We start from the raw sequence: 18,756 nt of genomic DNA on the forward strand, positions 1-18,756 counted from the left end.
TAGCCGCTGCCGAGCCCGCGAGGCTGCGATCGGCCCCGCAGGGGCCGCAAAACCTGACGGCTCATTCTGCCTGGCACACCGCATGCGCCGGTCTGACGAGGACTTCGTCCTCGATCGCAGCCTGCGGCAGCGGCTACACAGAGCGGTGTCCATGGCTGAACTGCCCTCCACGATCCTGTAGCCGCTGCCGAGCCCGCGAGGCTGCGATCGACGGCGCAGCCGGCGCAAAACCTGACGGCTCATTCTGCCTGGCACACCGCATGCGCCGATCTGGCGAGGACTTCGTCCTCGATCGCAGCCTGCGGCAGCGGCTACACAGAGTGGTGTCCCTGACTGAACTGCCCTCCACGATCCTGTAGCCGCTGCCGAGCCCGCGAGGCTGCGATCGGCCCCGCAGGGGCCGCAAAACCTGACAGCACGTTCCGCCTGGCACACCGCATGCGCCGGTCTGGCGAGGACTTCGTCCTCGATCGCAGCCTGCGGCAGCGGCTACACAGAGCGGTGTCCATGGTTGAACGACCCCCCACGATCCCGTAGCCGCTGCCGAGCCCGCGAGGCTGCGATCGGCCCCGCAGGGGCCGCAAAACCTGACGGCTCATTCTGCCTGGCACACCGCATGCGCCGATCTGACGAGGACTTCGTCCTCGATCGCAGCCTGCGGCAGCGGCTACAGAGTGGTGTCCCTGACTGAAATGACCCTGCTAGCATTGCGCCTGACTCATTCCCGATCAGCCACGAGTGCTCAGCATGCAACTCCCGGACATGAACCTTCTGGTCTCCCTCGACGCCCTGCTCGACGAGGGCAGCGTGGTCGGCGCGGCGCGGCGCATGAACCTCAGCCCGGCGGCCATGAGCCGGACCCTCACGCGGATCCGCGAGGCGCTGGGCGACCCGATCCTGGTGCGCGCCGGCCGTGGCCTGGTGCCCACACCCAAGGCCCTGGAACTGCGCGGCCAGGTGCGCGACCTGGTGGAGCAGGCGGCGCTGGTGTTCCGCTCCGGCGATCAGGTCGACCTCAGCACCCTGCGCCGGCGCTTCAACGTGCGCGCCAACGACTTCTTCGTCGGCGTCTATGGTGGCCGCCTGATCGACACCCTGGAGCGCCAGGCGCCCCATTGCGAACTGCGTTTCGTCCCCGAAGGCGATGGCGACGACGAGGCCCTGCGCGAAGGACGGATCGACCTGCGAATCAGCAATACCCGGCCGCTGACCCCGGAAGTGAAGGTGCAGAACCTGTTTTCCACCACCTTTGTCGGCCTGGTGCGCGAGCATCATCCGTTGCTCGACGAGGAGATCACCGCCGAGCGTTTTGCCGCCTTCCCGCACATCAGCATGTCCCGGCGCGGCATCGCCCGTGGGCCGATCGACGCGGCGCTCGGCGACCTGGGGCTGGAGCGCCGGGTGCCGCTGATCGCGCCGAGCTTCCATGCCGCGATGTTCATGCTGCCGGATTCGGACCTGATCCTGCCGGTGCCCAAGGAAACCCTGCTCAGCGTGTCGCGCCTGGGCCTGCACCTGCGTTCCTTCGCCTTGCCGATTCCCCTGCCGACCCTGGTGCTGACCCAGGCCTGGCACCCGCGCTACGACAAGGACCCGGCGCACAAATGGTTCCGCGAGACCCTGCGCGCCTCCTGCAACGAAACCTGGCACGCCGCCCAGCCCTGAAAACACCCAATATCCCGTAGGAGCGAGGCTTGCCCGCGATAGGCACGCCACGGTTAACCTGCTGCACCGCGTTATCGTTCATCGCGGGCAAGCCTCGCTCCTACAGAATCAAAGAGCCATCCAATAGTTGTGTCTGATGCACTTATAAACTGTCGATAAGTCAGTTTTCGTCAGCTGTCGGGCTTTTTAAACTGCTTCGGTATTTCCATCGGAGTCGTTCCCTTCATGAGTTCCCTCGCCGTGGCTGTGCCGGCACCCGTTGAAGGGGCCAGCAAACCGGCAGCTGCCAGCCCCGCGGTCTTCGGCCCGCGAATCATCATCGGCCTGCTCGGCGTATTGCTGGCGGTGCTGGTGTCGGGCCTCAACGAGATGGTGACCAAGATCGCCCTGGCCGATATCCGTGGTGCCCTGGCCATCGGCTACGACGAAGGCACCTGGCTGGTGGCCAGCTATACCGCCACGTCGGTGGCGGCCATGGCCTTCGCGCCCTGGTGCTCGGTGACCTTCTCGCTGCGCCGTTTCACCCTCTGCGCCATCGCCCTGTTCACCGTGCTGGGCGTGCTCTGTCCGTTCGCCCCGAACTACCACAGCCTGTTGCTGCTGCGCACCGTGCAGGGGCTGGCCGGCGGCGCGCTGCCGCCGATGCTGATGACCGTGGCCCTGCGGTTCCTGCCGGCCAACGTCAAGCTCTACGGCCTGGCCGGCTATGCCCTGACCGCCACCTTCGGCCCGAGCCTGGGCACGCCGCTGGCCGCCCTGTGGACCGAATACGTCGGCTGGCAGTGGGCGTTCTGGCAGGTGGTGGCGCCCTGCTTGCTGGCGATGCTCGCGGTGGCCTACGGCCTGCCCCAGGACCCGCTGCGCCTGGAGCGCCTCAAGGCCTTCAACTGGCGCGGCCTGCTGCTGGGGTTTCCGGCGATCTGCATGCTGGTGATCGGCATCCTGCAGGGCAACCGCCTGGACTGGTTCGGCTCGCCGCTGATCTGCCTGCTGCTGGGCGGCGGCGCGTTGTTGCTGGTGCTGTTCCTGATCAACGAATGGGCGCAGCCGATCCCGTTCTTCAAGTTGCAGATGCTCGGCATCCGCAACCTGTCGTTCGCCCTGCTGACCCTGGCCGGGGTGCTGGTGGTGCTGACCGCGGTGATCATCATTCCGTCCAGCTTCCTGGCCCAGGTCCAGGGCTACCGGCCGTTGCAGACCGCCCCGGTGATGCTGGTGATGGCCCTGCCGCAGTTGATCGCGCTGCCGCTGGTGGCGGCCCTGTGCAACCTGCGCTGGGTCGATTGCCGCTGGGTGCTGGGCATCGGCCTGATGATGCTGGTGCTGTCGTGCCTGGGCGGCACGCAACTGACCTCGGCGTGGATCCGCGACGATTTCTACGTGCTGCAACTGCTGCAGATCTTCGGCCAGCCGATGGCGGTGCTGCCGCTGCTGATGCTCTCCACCGGCAGTATCCAGCCGATCGAGGGGCCGTTCGCTTCCGCCTGGTTCAACACCGTGAAGGGCCTGGCGGCGGTGATCGCCACCGGCGTGCTGGATGCCCTGACCACCCACCGCCTGCACTTTCACTCGACCATGCTGGTGGACAGCCTCGGCAACTCGCCGCTGAGCGCCATCGACGCCAGCAACCTCGCCCAGCGCCTGCACCGCCAGGCCGTGGTGCTGACCTCCGCCGACCTCTACTACGTCATGGCTGGCGTGGCGGCGGCCCTGATCCTGCTGATTTTCTGGCTGCCGACGCGGATCTATCCGCCACGCGCGCCGACTTGAACGTTCACTGAGACAGAAGGTTTTTATGACGATCCACATCAAACACAAAATCGCCGTCAGCGTGGCGGCGGTCGCGGTCCTGGGCGTGCTGGTGTATCTGGTCACCGGCAAGGCCACCGAGCAGACCACCAACGACGCCTTCGTGAGCGCCGACTACACCCTGGTGGCCCCGCGCGTGGCGGGTTTCATCAAGGAAGTGCTGGTGGAAGACAACCAGCGGGTCAAGGCCGGCCAGTTGCTGGCGCTGATCGACGATCGCGACCTGCGTGCCGCAGCACAGGCGGCGGACGCCGAAACCCTGGTGGCCAAGGCGCAGTTGCAGAACGCCCGCGCCACCCTCGACCGGCAAAGCTCGGTGATCGCCCAGGCCCAGGCCTCGGTGGTGGCCGCGCGGGCGGAAATGGCCTTCGCCGAGCATGAACTGAACCGCTACAACCACCTGGCCGGGGTCGGCGCCGGCACGGTGCAGAATGCCCAGCAGGCCAGGACCCGCATCGACCAGGCCAGCGCGCGGCTGGCCACGGCCACCGCGGCGCTGGCGGCGGAACGCAAACAGGTGGAGATCCTCACCGCCCAGCGCGACGCGGCCGAGGGCGGGCTGAAGCGCGCCCAGGCGGCCCTGGAAATGGCCAGCTACGAGCTGTCCTACACGCGCATCGTCGCGCCGGTGGACGGCATGGTCGGCGAGCGCGCGGTGCGGGTCGGCGCCTATGTCACGCCGGGCAGCAAGATCCTCGCCGTGGTGCCGCTGGAGCAGGCCTATGTGGTGGCCAACTTCCAGGAAACCCAGCTGGCCCGCATGCACCCCGGGCAGCCGGTCGCGGTGCGGGTCGACAGCCTGGACGGCGAAACCCTGCGCGGCCGGGTCGAGAGCCTGGCGCCGGCCACCGGGGTGACCTTCGCCGCGGTCAAGCCGGACAACGCCACCGGCAACTTCACCAAGGTGGTGCAGCGCATTCCGGTGAAGATCCTGCTGGAACCCGGCCAGCCCATGGCCGAGCGCCTGCGGGTCGGGATGTCGGTGGAAGCGAGCGTCGATACCCTGGGCAAGGCCAGTTCCGTGCGTGAGGTGGCGAAGCGATGAGTCGTCTGCTCCAGCCGGTATTCGCCCTGGGCCTGTTGTCCCTGGCCGCCTGCACTGTCGGCCCGGACTTCCAGCGCCCAGCAGGGCCGCGGGTCGAGGCCTGGGCCAGCCCGCAAAAGGCCGCGCCGAGCCAGGTGGTGACCAGCCCCCTGGACGAGCGCTGGTGGGATGTCTTCAACGATCCGCAGCTGTCGGCCCTGAGCCGGCGCGTGCTGACCGACAACCTCGATCTGCAACTGGCCACCAGCCGCCTGCAACAGAGCCGCGCGGCGCGCCAGGTGATCACCGCCGAGCGTTATCCGACCAGCAACGCCAGCGGCGGCTACGCGCGCAAACGCAACAGCGGCGAAGGCCTGAACGACCCGTCGGGTCACGAAGGCAAGTCCGCCTTCAACCTGTGGGACGCCGGCTTCTCGGCGTCCTGGGAGCTGGACTTCTGGGGCCGCGTGCGGCGCGAAACCGAGGCCGCCGACGCGACCCTGGAAGTCGCGGAAAACGATCGGCGCGGGGTGCTGTTGTCGGTATTGGCCGAGACCGCCCAGGACTACATCCAGCTGCGCGGCGTGCAGAGCACCCGCGCGGTGACCGAGCAGAACCTCGACGTCGCCCGCCACAGCCTCAAGCTCTCGCAACTGCGCCTGGCCGACGGCGTGGCCACCGACCTGGACGTCGCCGAAGCCGCCGCGCAGGTGGCGACCATCGAGTCGCAACTGCCGGCCTTGCAGCAGCGCCAGGCGCAACTGATCAATGCCCTGAGCCTGCTGATGGGCGAGCCACCCCAGGCCCTGCACGCGGAACTGGCGGCGGATGCGCCGGTGCCGCAAACCCCGAGCCAGGTCGCCATCGGCCTGCCGTCGCAACTGGCCGAACGCCGCCCGGACATCCGTCAGGCCGAAGCCCGCCTGCATGCCGCCACCGCCAGCATCGGCGTGGCCAAGGGCGACTTTTATCCGCGCATCACCCTGTCGGGCAACTTCGGCTCCCAGGCCATGCAGCTGTCGGACTTCGGCTCCTGGGGCTCGCGCCAGTTCGGTATCGGCCCGCAGTTCAGCCTGCCGCTGTTCGATGGCGGCCGCCTGCGCGGCGTGCTGCATCTGCGCGAAGCCCAGCAGCAGGAAGCGGCCGTCGCCTACCAGCAGACCGTGCTGCGCGCCTGGCATGAAATCGACGACCAGTTGACTCGCTACAACAGCAGCCAGCTGCGCCGCGACAGCCTCGCCGAAGCCGTGCGGCAGAACCAGATCGCCCTGCGCACCGCGCAACAGCAATACGTCGAAGGCGTGGTGGACTTCGTCAACGTTCTCACCGTCCAGGGCGCCCTGCTGGCGACCCAGGAACAACTGGTGGAAAGCTCGACCGGCGTTTCCCTGGCCATGGTCGGCCTGTACAAGGCGCTGGGTGGCGGCTGGGAGTCGGTGTATCCGTTGGCGGCTGCACGGCCTTGAGCCGCCTCACCAATACCCTGGCTTGATGGCCGGCGCCTTGTGCGTCGGTACGCGTTCCGGAAACTGGTGCCGCTGCAACTCATCGCCAGTGACGACCCGCCGCATCCAGTGCGCACAGGCCTTCAGCGAGCCCGGCGCGGGACGTTTGAATTCAGGTCGGTGAGGCAGGATCACGCCCAGTGTCAGCTGTGGGAAATCCGCGCGTATGGCTTTCAGCGCTGGGGTCATGTCGGTATCGCCAGAGACCAGCACCAGTTGTTCGATTGGCGGGCCGTTGGTGGCGCAAGCCTGCCTGGCCGCCAGGCGATACATGCTGATCGCGATATGCACGTCGGTTTCTTTTTCTTCGAGTTTCCAGATATCGACCTTGTCCTGCCGCGAAGCGCCGGTCTTTTTGTCGATGAAGCGTGGCGCCCTGGCGGGTTCGAGCTGGTGCCGCCCGAAATGAACAGTGACATTGGCAGCCTTCAGGGCGCGTACATAGGTGTCCTGGGCCTCTTTGGAAAGCCGGCCACGGGTGGCGAGTTCGGGTTTTACCGAGGAGGTGAAGTAGTCCACCGAAACCAGCTCGCTGGCCGGGTTCTCGACGTGGGCTATATGCGCGAGCAACTGCGGCAGATCCAGCCACTTGTACGGCGTACCGGCCAACAGCCCGTAGAACAGGTTGTAGCCGTCAACGAAGAAGGCGGTGCGCACAATTCCAATCCCTGGAAACGAAAAAACCGGCCTGGGCCGGTTTTTTCACCCCAACGGCCAGCGAACTTAATCGCTGCGTACGGGGTTGAGTTGTGGGGTCGATCCTAAGTTCGGGTGGTCGACTTCGTCAACCCTGCTCCGACTTAAGGTATCGACCTGCAATAGGTTCCGAACCTGTGCCAGCTGTTTTGCCTGTGCGGAACCGGAGCGTCAAGGGCACGGCGGGTACGGATCTGTTAGGGCGTGTTGCGCTGGCTGCTGCCCTGCGATGGATTCTGCAAAAACACCACATACCCCCTGAACCACGGGCTGTCTTTCAGATAGTCCGGTTCCTGCCATTCGCCGCCCTGGATCAAGCCCACCTTGAATGGCAGGCCCATGCGGTCGAGGCGGGGCAGGTAGGCGGCGTAGTTGGGAATGCTGTGGTGGCCCTGGTAGGTCTGCACCACTACTTCGTCGACAACGCCCTTGAGGCCGGCGATGGCCTCGGGGTTGGCGTTGCTGCTCCAGTCCATCAGGCCGGTGATGCTCAGGCGGTACTGCGCGGGCAGGCGCTGGCGCAGGTCGCGCAGGAAGCTGGTGTATTCCTCGAGGTAGCGGGTGCGGGCGTCGAAATCGATCTGGATCCCGACCACCGGGTTGCCGGCCTGCTGCCAGCGCTGTACCTGGCCCAGCAGCTGGCTGTAGACCGGCTCCGGCCAGTGCAGGGTGTGGGCGCGGTAGACCACCCAGACCTCGCCCTGGCGCAGGCGCGGAATGGCCATGCCCTGGGCGATGAAGTGCACGTTGCCGCTCGGGTCGCGACGCGAGCGGCTGATCTGTCCTTGCAGGATGTACAGGGTCTTGGCCTGGTTCAGCACCGGCTGCGGGGCGACGCCGCTCCACAGCCAGAAGGCCTGGTGATCGCGGGCGTCGACCGCCGCCTGGGCACTGCCGGTCAGCAACAGCCAGACCGGCAGCAGGCATTTCCAGAAACCGCTCATGCTTACCAGTAGTACTGCAGCGACTTGCCCCACTGGGTGTCGGCGAAGGTGCCTTTGAGCTGACGGAACCAGGCCTTGCGCACCGCCGGTTCGACGTCCTTGCCGCCACAGCTGTTGTAGCCCGAGGGCGCATAGCAGTTGATGGCGCGGTACAGGGCGTAGGCGCGGTCGTTGCGTGGCGCCTTGTTGTTGGCGATCACCTGTTTGTAGCCGTCGAGGCGAGAGAAGAGTTCGCCCTTGAAGGCCGACTCCGTGCCGCCCAGGGACCGCTTGTCGGGCTGGCTGTCCAGCGGCATGCCATCCAGGCCGTTGCGCAGGATGAACTCACCGAAGCAGTTCAGGCCTTGCGGACTTTTCCCATCCTTCTCCAGGGCTGCCGCGGTTTGCGCGATGCTCGGGCAGGCGTAGCCGGACTCGGCCTTGTCGCCGCTCCACTGGAACAGCTTGAGCGACTGGCCGTCGCTGTAGACGTAACCCAGGCTGTAGCCGAGCTTGTCTTCAGGGGCGCTGGCCGGCAGTTGCTTGAGGTCGTTGGCGAAGGCCGCGTACTGGCTGCGCAGCAGGTCCTTGTAGAGCAGCACGAACTGCGCGGTGTTGCGCTCTACCGGGTCGGCGGCCTGGCTGATCTGCTGGCGCAGCAGCGTGGCATCGGCCACGTTGCGCAGCAGGGTGAAACGCACCTGCGGGCTTTTGATCGGCGAGTCGGCGGCGAACACCTTGGCCAGTTGCTGGTTGCGTTCGTAGTTCATCGCCAGGGCCAGCTCCAGCTGTTCCCGTTGCAGCGGTTGCTTGGCCAGGGGCAGCAGTTGCAGCCACAGGGCCTGGGCGCCCGGGCCGTCGTTCTGCGCTTCCAGGGCCAGGCCGCGCAGGGTCTGCTGGCTGAAGGCGAGGTAGTCGAGGTTGGCGGGCGGCTCGCTGGGCAGCAGTTTCAGCGCGGCGTCCGGGTTGTTGTCGACATACAGGGCGAAGGCCGCCAGCAGGTAGTCGTGCAACGCCGGTTGTGCGGCGAAGACCGCCTTCTGTTGCTGCAAGGCCTCGCGGGTCAGCCGGCCTTCGGCTTGCTCGCGCATCCACATCAGGTCGTTGACCGCCAGCAACAGCGGGGTGCTGACCGGGTTGTGGTTGACCATCAGCAGCTTGGTGTCGACTTCTTCCACCAGATCGTTCAGCGACAGGTTGCGCTGCTCGTCCTTGGCCTGGGTCATCTGCCAGGCGTAGTCGGCGGCCAGCTTGTCCGGATTGCCGTCCAGCCAGTGCACCCGGCGCAGCAGGCCCTTGGCCGAAGCGGCGTAGGCGCCCTGTGGATAAGTTTGCAGGTAGCTGTCGAAGCCGACTTCGGCCTGGTGCAGCGCGGACTTATCCACATGTTCGAGCGCGGGCATGCCGTATTCGTCGAAGGCGTTTTGCTGGGCGCTGTTGAGGGCCGTGCGGGCGTTCATGTACAGCGCGGTTTCTTTCAGCCAGGCATTCGGGCTGTCCTTGAGCGTGGCAAAAGTCGAACCAGCCTCGCTGAAGCGGCCGCTGTAGAAGTCGCCGGCGGCCTGTAGATAAGTGGCGAAACCCTTGCCCAGCGGGGTCTGCAGATTGGTTGGCAACAGGCTGGCCAGTTGTGGGCTTTCCCAGCTGCAGGCGGCGAGCAGCTTGACCCGGCTTTGCGCCAGCGCCTGGCGCTCGCTGTCTGGCAGGTCGGCGGCAATCAGTTGGTCGACAAACACCTGGGCGCTGGCGTCCGAGTTGCTGCGGCAGCGGCTGCCTTCGCCGGACAGAAACGCATCGCCGGCCGCCTGAGGCGCTTCGCGCACCACCTGCAAGGCTTCCAGGCGGCCGTTGAGGTCAGTGTCGGCGCTGGCTGCCGGTGCATCCGCCGCTTCGGGGCCGGGCGCCGGGTTCAGGCGAGACACCGAAAACGGCACCGGCCCATACCCTTCGGCCAGGTCGTCGGCGTCCAGCGCTTTCGGCGCCAGGGGCAAGGCACCGCTGTCGGCCAGCAACAGGCGCAGGTTCACCCGGCTGTCGTTGCCCGGGTTGAGAAACGGCAGGCTGCTGCAGCCTTCGAGGTTTTTTTTGAGCAGGGTCCAGCGCGGGTAACAGGAATCGTCGGAGCTGGCCTGGGCCTGATTGCAGAGGAGGGCGCCGAGCGCCAGTGTCAAAGACGACAAAAGACCGATACGCATGAATTGTCCTTAATCCGAAACTATGGGAGCCGAAGGTCCAAGTGTGGCGCAAATCATACAGAAGGCATTCGCGGGCATCTAAAATACCCACACGACCCGATATACGCCGCGCCGGACAAGGCATCTATGCTGTCAGGCGGGCATTCGATGCCGTTGTCGGGATCGATAAAGATAGTGGCCATTTGCTTGACGCTTACGCTTGCTGTCTTAGACTCCGCCCATCCGTCAGGGAGTTACGGTTATGCGGCGATTTCATGGATTGGGATTGGGATTCGGATTGACCTGCCTGGTGTGCGTGGCCCAGGCGCAGACGCCTGCACCAGACGATCCACTGCTCAATGACAGTGCTGCCGGCGCCGCCGTGGCGAGCGGCAGCGAAGCGCGAGGCGTGCTGCGGGCCAAGGATCAGGCGGTATTGGCCGGCGAACTGTCCGGGCGCATCGTCGAGTTGCCCTACAGCGAAGGCGAGTCCTTCAAGAAAGGTGACGTGCTGGCCCGCTTCGATTGCTCGGCCTACCAGGCCCAGCTCAATGCCGCTCAGGCCGCCAGCCGTGGCGCCAACGAAGAGCTGGCGCACAACCGCCAACTGGCTTCGCTCAACTCGGTCGGCCGCTTCGAAGTGGCGCGGGCCGCGGCCAAGGTCTCCGAGACCCAGGCGCAATCCCAGGTCTATCAGGTGCAGGTCAAGCGTTGCAGCGTGGTCGCACCGTTCGACGGGCAGGTGGTGGAACGCAAGGTGCAACGCTACGAAAGCGTGACGGCCGGCTCGCCCTTGCTGGAAATCGTCGACAATCGTTCCCTGGAAATCCACCTGCTGGTGCCGTCGAGCTGGATGGGCAAGCTCAAGGCCGGGCAGACCTTCAGCTTCGTCCCCGATGAAACCGGCAAGCCGCTGGCCGCTACGGTCAAGCGCCTCGGCGCGCGGATCGACGAGGGCAGCCAGACGCTGCTGCTGGTGGCGGCCGTGCCCAACGCCGAGGGCCTGTTGGCGGGCATGAGCGGCACGGCGCGGTTCGCGGAGCTCAAATGAACGCACCGGTAGCGGGCGCCGCCGAGCAGGTCTTCGCTCGGTTCCTTGACCTGGAGCGTCAGACCCGTGCCGCGCGTACCGTCGAGCAACTGGTCTACAGCCTGGTCAACGACGGCCAGGCGCTGTTCGGCTTTCGCCACGCAGCGCTGGTGATCGCCGGCAAGGTCCGCGCGGTGACCGGCGTCAGCGCGCTCGACCCGAATGCGCCCTTCGTGGCCTTCGTCGAACAGGCGGTGACCCAGCTGTTCAAGCTCGAACTCGTGCAGCAGGCGCGGGTGATCGCGGCCGAGCAACTGAGTGCCCCGGTGCGGGTCGACTGGCAGAGCCTGTCGGCGGCCGAGGTGTTCTGGTTGCCGCTGATCGATCGCCAGGGCGCGGTCTTTGGCGGCCTGTGGCTGGCCCGCGACACGCCGTGGAACCCTTCCGAACAGGTGCTGCTGGCGCAACTGGGCGACACCTACAGCCACGCCTGGCTGGCGCTGCAACCGCGCAAGCCGTGGCGCCTGCGCTGGAATCGCAAGCGTCGGCTGGCGCTGCTGGCGGTGGTGTTGCTGGGCCTGCTGATTCCGGTGCGGCAATCGGTGCTGGCGCCGGCCGAAGTGGTGCCGTTGGGCGGGCGTGTGGTGGCGGCGCCGCTGGACGGGGTGATCGCCGAGTTCCTGGTCAAGCCCAACCAGACGGTGAAAACCGGCGACCTGCTGCTGCGTTTCGAAAACACCACCCTCAACGCCCAGGCCGATGTCGCCGCCCGCGCCTTGGGCGTGGCCGAGGCGGAGTTGAAGGCCAACTCCCAGCGGGCCTTTGCCGATGCCGAATCCAGCTCGAAGATCGACCTGCTGGCGGCCCGGGTCGAGCAGAAACGCGCCGAACGCGATTACGCCCGCGAGCTGCTCAAGCGCAGCGAAGTGCGCGCCGAACGCGACGGTATCGCGGTGTTCGCCGACGCCGAGCGCTGGACCGGCAAACCGGTGCAGACCGGCGAGCGCCTCATGGAAATCGCCGACCCGAGCCAGGCCGAGTTGCGCATCGAACTGGCCGTGGGCGACGCCATTGCCCTGGAGCCCGGCGCGCAGGTGGCGCTGTTTCTCGACAGCGACCCGTTGCAGCGCCATCTGGCCAGCCTCGAACGGGCGGCCTACGAGGCGCAGCCGACGCCGGGCGGGCAACTGGCTTACCGCCTCGATGCGCGTTTTCGCGATGCGCCACCGCGGATTGGCCTGCGCGGCACGGCCAAGCTCTTTGGCGAGCGCGCGCCGCTGGCGCTGTACCTGCTGCGTCGGCCCCTGGCCGGTCTGCGGCAGAGCGTGGGTTTGTAATGGACCTGCCGAGCCTGCGCGCGGACTTGCAGCTGTCGGCAGCGGCGCCGGCGCTGGACGGTTCGCCGCGCTGGACCCTGGCCGACCCGGTGCGCGGTCGTTATTTCAAGCTCGGCGCGGCGGCGATGCGTTTGCTCAGGCACTGGTCCCTGGGGGACGCCGGGCAGGTGCTGCGCGCCGCCAATCGTGAGCCGGGGCTGCCCCTGGGCGGCGCGGAACTGGATGAATTGCTGGGCTTTCTACGCAGTCACGACCTGATCACCGCCCTCGATCCGCAACAGCGCGCCAGCTATGACCTCAAGGCCGACGCCCAGCACCAGAGCCTCTGGCAGGTGCTGCTGCACCAATACCTGTTCTTTCGTATCCCGCTGTGGCGCCCGGACACCTTTCTCAATCGCGCCTGGCCGTGGCTGGCACGGTTCGGGCCGGGGCTGTTGCGCTACGGCTTGTCGCTGACCCTGGGGCTGGGCGTGTTCCTGGTGTCGCGGGACTGGCAGCGCTTCCTGGCGACCTTTCCCCACCTGTTCAGCCTCGGTGGTGCCCTGGCGTTCGGCGTGGCGCTGTTCTTCGCCAAGCTGTGCCATGAGTTCGGCCACGCCTTCATGGCCAAGCGCGCCGGTTGCCGGGTGCAGAGCATGGGGGTGGCGTTCATGGTGCTGCTGCCGATGTTCTACACCGACGTCAGCGATGCCTGGCGAGTCAACGATCGTCGCGCGCGCTTGCTGATCGGCGCCGGCGGCGTGCTGGCCGAGCTGCTGCTGGCCAGCATCGCCCTGCTGGCCTGGTCACTGCTGCCGGACGGCCCGGCACGCACCGCGGCCTTCATGCTCGCCAGCGCGACCTGGATCACCACCCTGGTGATCAACCTGAACCCCTTCATGCGTTTCGATGGCTATTTTCTGCTCAGCGATTTCTGGGAGGTGGACAACCTCCAGGGGCGGGCCTTCGCCCTCTGTCGCTGGCGCCTGCGCGAGGCTTTGTTCGGCTACCGGCAGCCCGCACCGGAGCCCTGGTCGCCGGCCATGCAGCGGCGCCTGCTGTGGTGGGGTTATGGCTCGTGGCTGTGGCGCGCGGTGCTGTTTTTCGGGATTGCGCTGGCGGTGTACCACCTGTTTTTCAAGCTGCTGGGCATCTTCCTGATGCTGGTCGAGTTGGTGTGGTTCATCTTTTTGCCCATCGTGCGCGAGTGGCGCGAATGGTGGACACGCCGCGAACAGGCCGATGCGCCGCGAGTATTGCTCAGCAGCCTGGGGCTGGTGGCGGCGCTGTTGCTGGTGGCGGTGCCCTGGCGCAGCTCGGTGGAGGTGCCGGCGATGCTCGAGGCCGGACGCGCCAGCGCCTTGCATGCGCCGGTGGCGGCGCGGGTCCGGCAGCTCAATGTCAGCGACGGCCAGGCGGTGAGCAAGGGCCAGGTGCTGGTGGAACTCGAGTCCCCGGACCTGGCGTCGCGCCAGGCCATCGCGCGGCGGGAAATCGAGATCCAGCAACTGCAGATGCGCCGCCGTGCCGGGCGCAGCGAGACCGCGGCCGACGCCGGGGTTGTCGAGCAGCAACTGGCTGAGGCCGTGGCCGAGTACCGCGGCCTGTCGGCGCAACGCGAGCGCCTGCTGCTGCGCGCGCCCGAAGGCGGCCAGTTGCGCGACCTGCTGCCGCAACTGCAGGTGGGCCGCTGGGTATCGCCCAAGGATCCGCTGGCCCGGGTGGTCGAGCCGGGGGCGCGCTTGCGCGGCTTCCTTGCCGAGGCCGACCTGTGGCGCGTCGCGCCGGGGGCCACGGGGCGCTTTATCGCCGACGACCCGATGCACCCGGCGCTCGAGGTGCAACTGACCGAAGTCGACACCAACGGTGTGGCTTATATCGACCAGGAGGCACTGACTTCCGATCACCATGGGCCGATTGCCGTGCGCCGCGATGAAAACCGCCGCGCCGAACCGGTCCAGGCGCAGTACGGCGCGCGGCTCAAGGTACTCGACGCCAGCGTCACCCCGAGCCAGCCGCTGCGCGGCGTGGTGGTGTTGCAGGGGCGTGGCGAGTCGCTGCTGGGTACGGCCTGGCGGCGTCTGGCGGCGCTCGGCGTGAGGGAAAGCGGGTTCTGAGACACGGAATGTTCAGGGAGAACGCATATGTTGCATAAGGATTCAGCCATGTCCGATGGCCTGGTGGTACGTCCGTCGCGGCCCACCGACGGACCGTTCCTGCAAAGCCTTTACCGCTCGGCGCGCAGCGATCTGCAATGGATCGATGGCGAGCAGGAGCAGATCGAGCAGGTGATCGCCCAGCAGTTCCAGGTCCAGGAGCAGGGCGCGGGGGAGAACTTCCCCGGCGCCATGCACTACGTGATCGAAAAACTCGGCAGCGCCATCGGTGCCTTGACCACCGATTTCGGCCCCAATGAAATCCGCGTGCTGTACCTGGCGTTCATTCCGGCCGCCCGCGGTCGCGGCTACGGGCGCACCGTGCTGCGGGGCGTGCAGAAGGCCGCCGAACAGGTGCGCTGCCCGGTGGCCACGGTGGTCTGGGCCAGCAACCCCCATGCGCGCCGGCATTACCTGGCGCTGGGGTTTCAGGTCGAGGAAGCCAACCCGGCGGCCGAGCGGCTGGTGTGGTATCCCGGCCCGCGCGGCTGAGCGGCGCAACCCGGCGGATTCGAGCCAGTGCCTGGGGCAATGCCGCCAGGCACGCCCGGTTCAGTTGAAGGCGATATAGAAATAGCCCAGCGTCGGATCGCGGCCCAGGGCAGGCACCCGCGACACGAACATGTCTTGCAGATGGCCGACGCCGGGCAGTTCCAGGTCGCACAGGCCGTCGACGAACTCTGTCGGCTCCAGGCTGTTGAGCTCGACGCAGAAGGGCATGCGCGCACTGTTCGGCATGCGGGCCTGGGGGGTGTCCTTGATGGACTCGATATGGACCAGCAAGACGCTGCCGTCCGGTAGCAACAGGTTGCAGGTTTGCCCCAGCAAAGGCTGGAAATGCTCACTTTGCAGCAGATGCAGCATGGCGCCACTCCTGGCTGGAAAAAGGGCCGGGGGAATGTCCCCCGGCGCGAACTTCAATTGCGCGATGGGAACAGGCCGTTCAGGGCCACGCTGAAGTTGATCACCAGGAACGGGTTCATCACTGGCAGCGGCAACCCGTTGCCGGCGGGCGAGATGGTGCCGGTGATCGTGGTGTTGACCCCCTGGAGCGGCACGGGCGTGGTGCCTTGCTTGTCGGAGTAGATGGTGGCGGTGCCCGGCCCGCCGCCGGAGGTGCCGATGAACGAGTTGGTGGCCGTCGGGGTACTGGCCGGGTTGCTGGCGGGGTTGGCCAGTTGCAGCGTGGTGGCGGCGTTCAGGCCGGCGAGGGTATGGGTGTGGGCAGGCAGGTTGTTGAGGGTGGGGGTGACGTTTTCGGTGCCGGAAACTTCGCCGATCACCCGGGGCGTCAGGCCCAGCCCGTTGCCCTGGCCGATGGGCAGGCGCCCTTGCAGGTTCGGCAACTGGAAGTTGGTGGTGCCGTTGCCGCCGTAGTAGGTGCCCAGCAGCGAAAACAGCGCCTGGTACTGCGAGATCCCCAGGGTCTGGCCGTAACACGAGGCCCAGCCGTTGGGAGGGAAGTTAAAGGAAAAAGCTTGAATGGTGCCCATGAACACTTCCATAGTTTTTCATCCTTCAGGTTAATCAGTGGAACTCCCTGAGCCGATCCCTGGTGTCTGGCCTGACAGCTTGACCGATACGGTCAGAACGCCAAGCGGGCTCGTTGACAGCAGTGGTTAGCGTAGACGCTGTTCCGCCAGTCGCCCGGGGTGATGGGGCGCCTTATGTCTGGCCGGATAAACAGCGATGCTGTGCTGGTAAAACGCGGGTGCAGGGGTAATTCATGGCGTTTCGCAGAGAGCCGCAATTGCTGGGTACGGCCGAGCCGGGCATCGCCCTTCGGCTGACGCGTGACACGCAGCGCCTGATCGCGCTGCTGCGGGCGTACTGGCTGCCGCCGATCCTGCTGCTGGCGGCGGCCACCCGCTTCTACGACCTGACCGCCGCGGCCATCTGGGGCGATGAAGGCTCCAGCCTGTTGCTCAGCCGCTACGGCCTGAGCGAGCTCTGGGTGCACGCCGCCCATGACGTGCATCCACCGCTGTACTTCATGCTGCTGCGCGGCTGGATCGCGCTGTTTGGCGACGGCATCTTTGCCATTCGCAGTTTCAGCGCCTGGCCGGGGATTATCTGTGTCGGCCTGGGTGTGTGGCTGGTGGCGCAGATCGCCAGCCGTCGCGCGGCGATCCTCGCCGGCTTCCTGCTGGCCCTGCTGCCCACCGCCGTGCGCTACAGCCAGGAAGTGCGCATGTATGCGTTGTTGGGGGTGTGGCTGCTCGGCGCCACCATCGCCCTGGTGTACTGGGTCAGGCAGCCCCGGCGTCAACGCTACCTGGTGTATTACACGCTGCTGATGAGCGCGGCGTTCTACACCCACTATTTCACCGCGTTCTGCGTGCTTGCCCACTGGTCGTACCTGTTGCTGCTGCGCCTGCACGCAACGCCGCCGAGCCGGGCGATCAACCGGCCGGCCTGGTGGCTGGCCAACGCTGCCATCGTCATGCTGTTCGCCCCCTGGCTGCCGGGGCTGGTGGACCTGCTGCAACATATCGACCAGCTGAAAGCCAGCGGCGACGTGGGTTGGGAGCCGTCGGTGGACTTTTCCTCGCTGCCCTCGATGATCTGGCAACTGCTGACCCAGGACGATGGCGAAACCCGTTCCCCGCTGCTGTTCGCAGGCCTGCCGCTGCTGGTGCTGGGCGTCGCCGGAATGCTCGCCTGGCGCGACCGCTCGCCCTGGCGCTGGCACTGGATGCTGGTGATCTACACCGCGCTGCCGCTGTTACTGGTGTTTGCGGTGTCGTTCGTTTCGCCGGTGTTCATCGAGCGCTACCTGACGGCCTATGCCCTGGGCCTACCACTGATTTTCGCGATTGCCGTCGACCGGCTGCTGGCGCAGGCCCGCGTGCTGGCGCTGGCGATCCTGTTGCTGTTCGGCGGGGCCGAGGTGGTCGGCCTGAACAACAACGCCACGGTGGATAGCAACGATCAGATCAGCGTGCTGGTGGACTACGTGAACCAGCGCTACGTGGCCGGCGACCGGATCGTCACCAGCGATCTGCTGTGGTACCTGAGCTACGTCTACTACAACCGTACCGATGCCCAGCCGCTGCTCTACACCCCGCCCACGCCCGCCGGGGTCTCGACCCGACCCAATGCCTATGGCTTCGGCACCCTGATCGACCAGCAGGCCGACAGGGGTTACCTCGACCGGCTGTCGGCGTTGCCGGTGGGCAGTGGTCGCGTCTGGCTGATCGGCACGGCCGAGCAACCCGATGAGTTCGCCCCGCTGCCGGGGCAATGGCGAAAGGCTGGCGAATTCACTGCTGGCGGGGTCACGGCCCGGTTGCTGCTGATGTGCGGCACTGTGCAGGGCCAGGCGTCGGCGAAAGCGCTGTGTAGCCAGCCAGGGAAACCTGCTGGATAGACGCCTTGGGCGGTTTTTCGCAAAAAAATCGGCCTGTGAACAGGCGGGTGACGAAAGGCAGGATTCAGGGCGGTCAGCGGCTTAATCGATTCATGTTCAGTCCCAGAGCGGCTGCTGTTTTTTTGAGCACAGATTTTTTGTGGTTTTGCTCCGAATTGATATCAAAGCACCACTGTTGGTTTTCTGACCTTGCACTACGCTTTTTCCGTAAATGGACTTATAGCTAGGGTGAAGGGATTGCCGCAGTTCCATTTTATCTCCGGTTTACCGCGCTCAGGGTCGACCCTGCTGTCCGCCATTCTGCTGCAGAACCCGCGCTTTCACGCCGGCATGACCAGCCCGGTGGGGGCGCTGTTCAGCGGCATCCTCGAACAATGCAGCGCCGGCAGCGAATTCGGCGCGGTCATCGACCTCGACATGCGCCGCCGCTTGCTGCGCGGGCTGTTCGACTCCTACTACACCGACAAGGCCGACAAACCGGTCATCTTCGATACCAACCGCCAGTGGTGCGCGCGCCTGCCGGCCTTGAAGGACTTGTTTCCCAAGGCCAGGACCATCGCCTGCGTGCGCAATGTCGCCTGGGTCATGGACAGCCTGGAACGGCTGTACCGGGCCAACCCCTTCGAAAACACCAAGCTGTTCGGCGATGCGGTCGAGCGCAATTCGGTCTACAGCCGCTGCGAAACCCTGGCCCAGCACAACCGCCTGGTGGGGTATGCCTGGACGGCCTTGAAAGAGGCCTATTACGGCGAAAATGCCGATTCGATGCTGATCGTCGACTATGACCTGCTGAGCCAGGCTCCCGAGCGGGTGATGCGGCTGATCTACGACTTTATCGGCGAACCCTGGTTCGAACACGATTTCGACAGCCTGGCCTACGACGCGCCCGAGTTCGACCAGGCGCTGGGGGTCGCGGGCCTGCACAAGGTCAAGGCGCGGGTGGCGCTGCAGTCGCGGCGCACCATCCTGCCGCCGGACCTGTTCGAGAAGTATGCGCAGCTGTCCTTCTGGAAAGACGGGGCATCCAGCGCCGCCAATGTCATTCGCATGAAATCCGACGCCGCGGTCCGTTGACCGCGGTTTTTCAA

15 protein-coding genes are annotated in these 18,756 nt (G+C 66.3%); 10 read left to right on the forward strand and 5 right to left on the reverse strand.

Going from position 1 to position 18,756, the window contains the following annotated elements:
• Nucleotides 1-747 precede the first annotated feature (747 nt).
• The 4 genes from PVZ78_RS05650 (at nt 748) to PVZ78_RS05665 (ending at nt 5,964) form a co-directional block, all read left to right on the forward strand.
• Nucleotides 748-1,665, forward strand: a complete 918-nt coding sequence (locus tag PVZ78_RS05650) for a LysR family transcriptional regulator (RefSeq protein ID WP_009046332.1) — start codon at nt 748-750, stop codon at nt 1,663-1,665.
• A gap of 225 nt (nt 1,666-1,890) precedes the next feature.
• The gene (locus tag PVZ78_RS05655; protein ID WP_009046333.1) at nt 1,891-3,435 is read left to right on the forward strand and encodes an MFS transporter; all 1,545 of its coding nucleotides are present in this window, start codon (nt 1,891-1,893) and stop codon (nt 3,433-3,435) included.
• Between the two features lie 25 nt (nt 3,436-3,460).
• Entirely contained in the window at nt 3,461-4,519 is a 1,059-nt protein-coding gene (locus PVZ78_RS05660; RefSeq protein WP_009046334.1) for an HlyD family secretion protein, read from the forward strand.
• Nucleotides 4,516-5,964: an efflux transporter outer membrane subunit gene (locus tag PVZ78_RS05665; RefSeq protein ID WP_273828344.1), complete on the forward strand. Its 1,449-nt coding sequence runs from the start codon at nt 4,516-4,518 to the stop codon at nt 5,962-5,964. Before PVZ78_RS05660 ends, PVZ78_RS05665 begins: the two co-directional genes overlap by 4 nt.
• A 6-nt stretch (nt 5,965-5,970) precedes the next feature.
• On the opposite strand, the gene PVZ78_RS05670 is transcribed toward PVZ78_RS05665, so the two are convergent.
• The 3 genes from PVZ78_RS05670 to PVZ78_RS05680 form a co-directional block, all read right to left on the reverse strand.
• The gene (locus tag PVZ78_RS05670) at nt 5,971-6,660 is read right to left on the reverse strand and encodes an NYN domain-containing protein (RefSeq protein WP_025808564.1); all 690 of its coding nucleotides are present in this window, start codon (nt 6,658-6,660) and stop codon (nt 5,971-5,973) included.
• A gap of 236 nt (nt 6,661-6,896) precedes the next feature.
• Nucleotides 6,897-7,643, reverse strand: a complete 747-nt coding sequence (locus PVZ78_RS05675; RefSeq protein ID WP_273828345.1) for a DUF3142 domain-containing protein — start codon at nt 7,641-7,643, stop codon at nt 6,897-6,899.
• 2 nt (nt 7,644-7,645) lie between these two features.
• Nucleotides 7,646-9,817 carry an outer membrane assembly lipoprotein YfiO gene (locus PVZ78_RS05680; RefSeq protein ID WP_273828346.1) on the reverse strand — a complete coding sequence of 724 codons (2,172 nt, stop codon included), beginning with the start codon at nt 9,815-9,817 and terminating at the stop codon, nt 7,646-7,648.
• A 241-nt stretch (nt 9,818-10,058) separates the two neighbouring features.
• Here PVZ78_RS05680 and PVZ78_RS05685 point away from each other — a divergent pair, with 241 nt between their 5' ends.
• Genes PVZ78_RS05685 through PVZ78_RS05700 form a run of 4 tightly spaced genes read left to right on the forward strand, consistent with a single transcriptional unit; the run spans nt 10,059 to nt 14,790 of the window.
• Nucleotides 10,059-10,847: an efflux RND transporter periplasmic adaptor subunit gene (locus PVZ78_RS05685; protein ID WP_009046338.1), complete on the forward strand. Its 789-nt coding sequence runs from the start codon at nt 10,059-10,061 to the stop codon at nt 10,845-10,847.
• Complete coding sequence (locus PVZ78_RS05690) at nt 10,844-12,163, forward strand: efflux RND transporter periplasmic adaptor subunit (protein WP_273828347.1); 1,320 nt, start codon at nt 10,844-10,846, stop codon at nt 12,161-12,163. Before PVZ78_RS05685 ends, PVZ78_RS05690 begins: the two co-directional genes overlap by 4 nt.
• Nucleotides 12,163-14,259 (forward strand): biotin/lipoyl-binding protein, encoded by a 2,097-nt coding sequence (locus PVZ78_RS05695; protein WP_273828348.1) that lies wholly within the window; start codon nt 12,163-12,165, stop codon nt 14,257-14,259. The genes PVZ78_RS05690 and PVZ78_RS05695 overlap by 1 nt, the downstream gene beginning before the upstream one ends.
• 27 nt (nt 14,260-14,286) lie before the next feature.
• On the forward strand, nt 14,287-14,790 hold the full coding sequence (locus PVZ78_RS05700; protein WP_009046341.1) for a GNAT family N-acetyltransferase: 504 nt from the start codon (nt 14,287-14,289) through the stop codon (nt 14,788-14,790).
• A gap of 60 nt (nt 14,791-14,850) precedes the next feature.
• On the opposite strand, the gene PVZ78_RS05705 is transcribed toward PVZ78_RS05700, so the two are convergent.
• Together PVZ78_RS05705 and PVZ78_RS05710 are read right to left on the reverse strand one after the other, a co-directional pair.
• Entirely contained in the window at nt 14,851-15,162 is a 312-nt protein-coding gene (locus tag PVZ78_RS05705; RefSeq protein WP_009046342.1) for a DUF6916 family protein, read from the reverse strand.
• A gap of 53 nt (nt 15,163-15,215) precedes the next feature.
• Nucleotides 15,216-15,803, reverse strand: coding sequence for a phage tail protein (locus PVZ78_RS05710; protein WP_009046343.1), 588 nt, complete (start codon nt 15,801-15,803; stop codon nt 15,216-15,218).
• Between the two features lie 221 nt (nt 15,804-16,024).
• Here PVZ78_RS05710 and PVZ78_RS05715 point away from each other — a divergent pair, with 221 nt between their 5' ends.
• Nucleotides 16,025-17,668, forward strand: a complete 1,644-nt coding sequence (locus PVZ78_RS05715; protein ID WP_273828349.1) for a glycosyltransferase family 39 protein — start codon at nt 16,025-16,027, stop codon at nt 17,666-17,668.
• Nucleotides 17,669-17,896: 228 nt separating this feature from the next.
• Nucleotides 17,897-18,742: a sulfotransferase family protein gene (locus tag PVZ78_RS05720; protein ID WP_103331898.1), complete on the forward strand. Its 846-nt coding sequence runs from the start codon at nt 17,897-17,899 to the stop codon at nt 18,740-18,742.
• Nucleotides 18,743-18,756 lie beyond the last annotated feature (14 nt).

It is taken from the genome of Pseudomonas sp. SBT1-2 (assembly GCF_028640875.1).
Classification (GTDB): Bacteria; Pseudomonadota; Gammaproteobacteria; order Pseudomonadales; family Pseudomonadaceae; genus Aquipseudomonas; species Aquipseudomonas chlororaphis_I.

Bases quoted from the DNA above. Each gene is read 5' to 3' on its own strand.
- PVZ78_RS05705 (WP_009046342.1), bottom strand. From the start codon at position 15,162: ATGCTGCATCTGCTGCAAAGTGAGCATTTCCAGCCTTTGCTGGGGCAA.
- PVZ78_RS05655 (WP_009046333.1), top strand. From the start codon at position 1,891: ATGAGTTCCCTCGCCGTGGCTGTGCCGGCACCCGTTGAAGGGGCCAGC.
- PVZ78_RS05650 (WP_009046332.1), top strand. From the start codon at position 748: ATGCAACTCCCGGACATGAACCTTCTGGTCTCCCTCGACGCCCTGCTC.
- PVZ78_RS05660 (WP_009046334.1), top strand. From the start codon at position 3,461: ATGACGATCCACATCAAACACAAAATCGCCGTCAGCGTGGCGGCGGTC.
- PVZ78_RS05685 (WP_009046338.1), top strand. From the start codon at position 10,059: ATGCGGCGATTTCATGGATTGGGATTGGGATTCGGATTGACCTGCCTG.
- PVZ78_RS05680 (WP_273828346.1), bottom strand. From the start codon at position 9,817: ATGCGTATCGGTCTTTTGTCGTCTTTGACACTGGCGCTCGGCGCCCTC.
- PVZ78_RS05690 (WP_273828347.1), top strand. From the start codon at position 10,844: ATGAACGCACCGGTAGCGGGCGCCGCCGAGCAGGTCTTCGCTCGGTTC.
- PVZ78_RS05665 (WP_273828344.1), top strand. From the start codon at position 4,516: ATGAGTCGTCTGCTCCAGCCGGTATTCGCCCTGGGCCTGTTGTCCCTG.
- PVZ78_RS05715 (WP_273828349.1), top strand. From the start codon at position 16,025: ATGGCGTTTCGCAGAGAGCCGCAATTGCTGGGTACGGCCGAGCCGGGC.
- PVZ78_RS05675 (WP_273828345.1), bottom strand. From the start codon at position 7,643: ATGAGCGGTTTCTGGAAATGCCTGCTGCCGGTCTGGCTGTTGCTGACC.
- PVZ78_RS05700 (WP_009046341.1), top strand. From the start codon at position 14,287: ATGTTGCATAAGGATTCAGCCATGTCCGATGGCCTGGTGGTACGTCCG.
- PVZ78_RS05710 (WP_009046343.1), bottom strand. From the start codon at position 15,803: ATGGAAGTGTTCATGGGCACCATTCAAGCTTTTTCCTTTAACTTCCCT.
- PVZ78_RS05695 (WP_273828348.1), top strand. From the start codon at position 12,163: ATGGACCTGCCGAGCCTGCGCGCGGACTTGCAGCTGTCGGCAGCGGCG.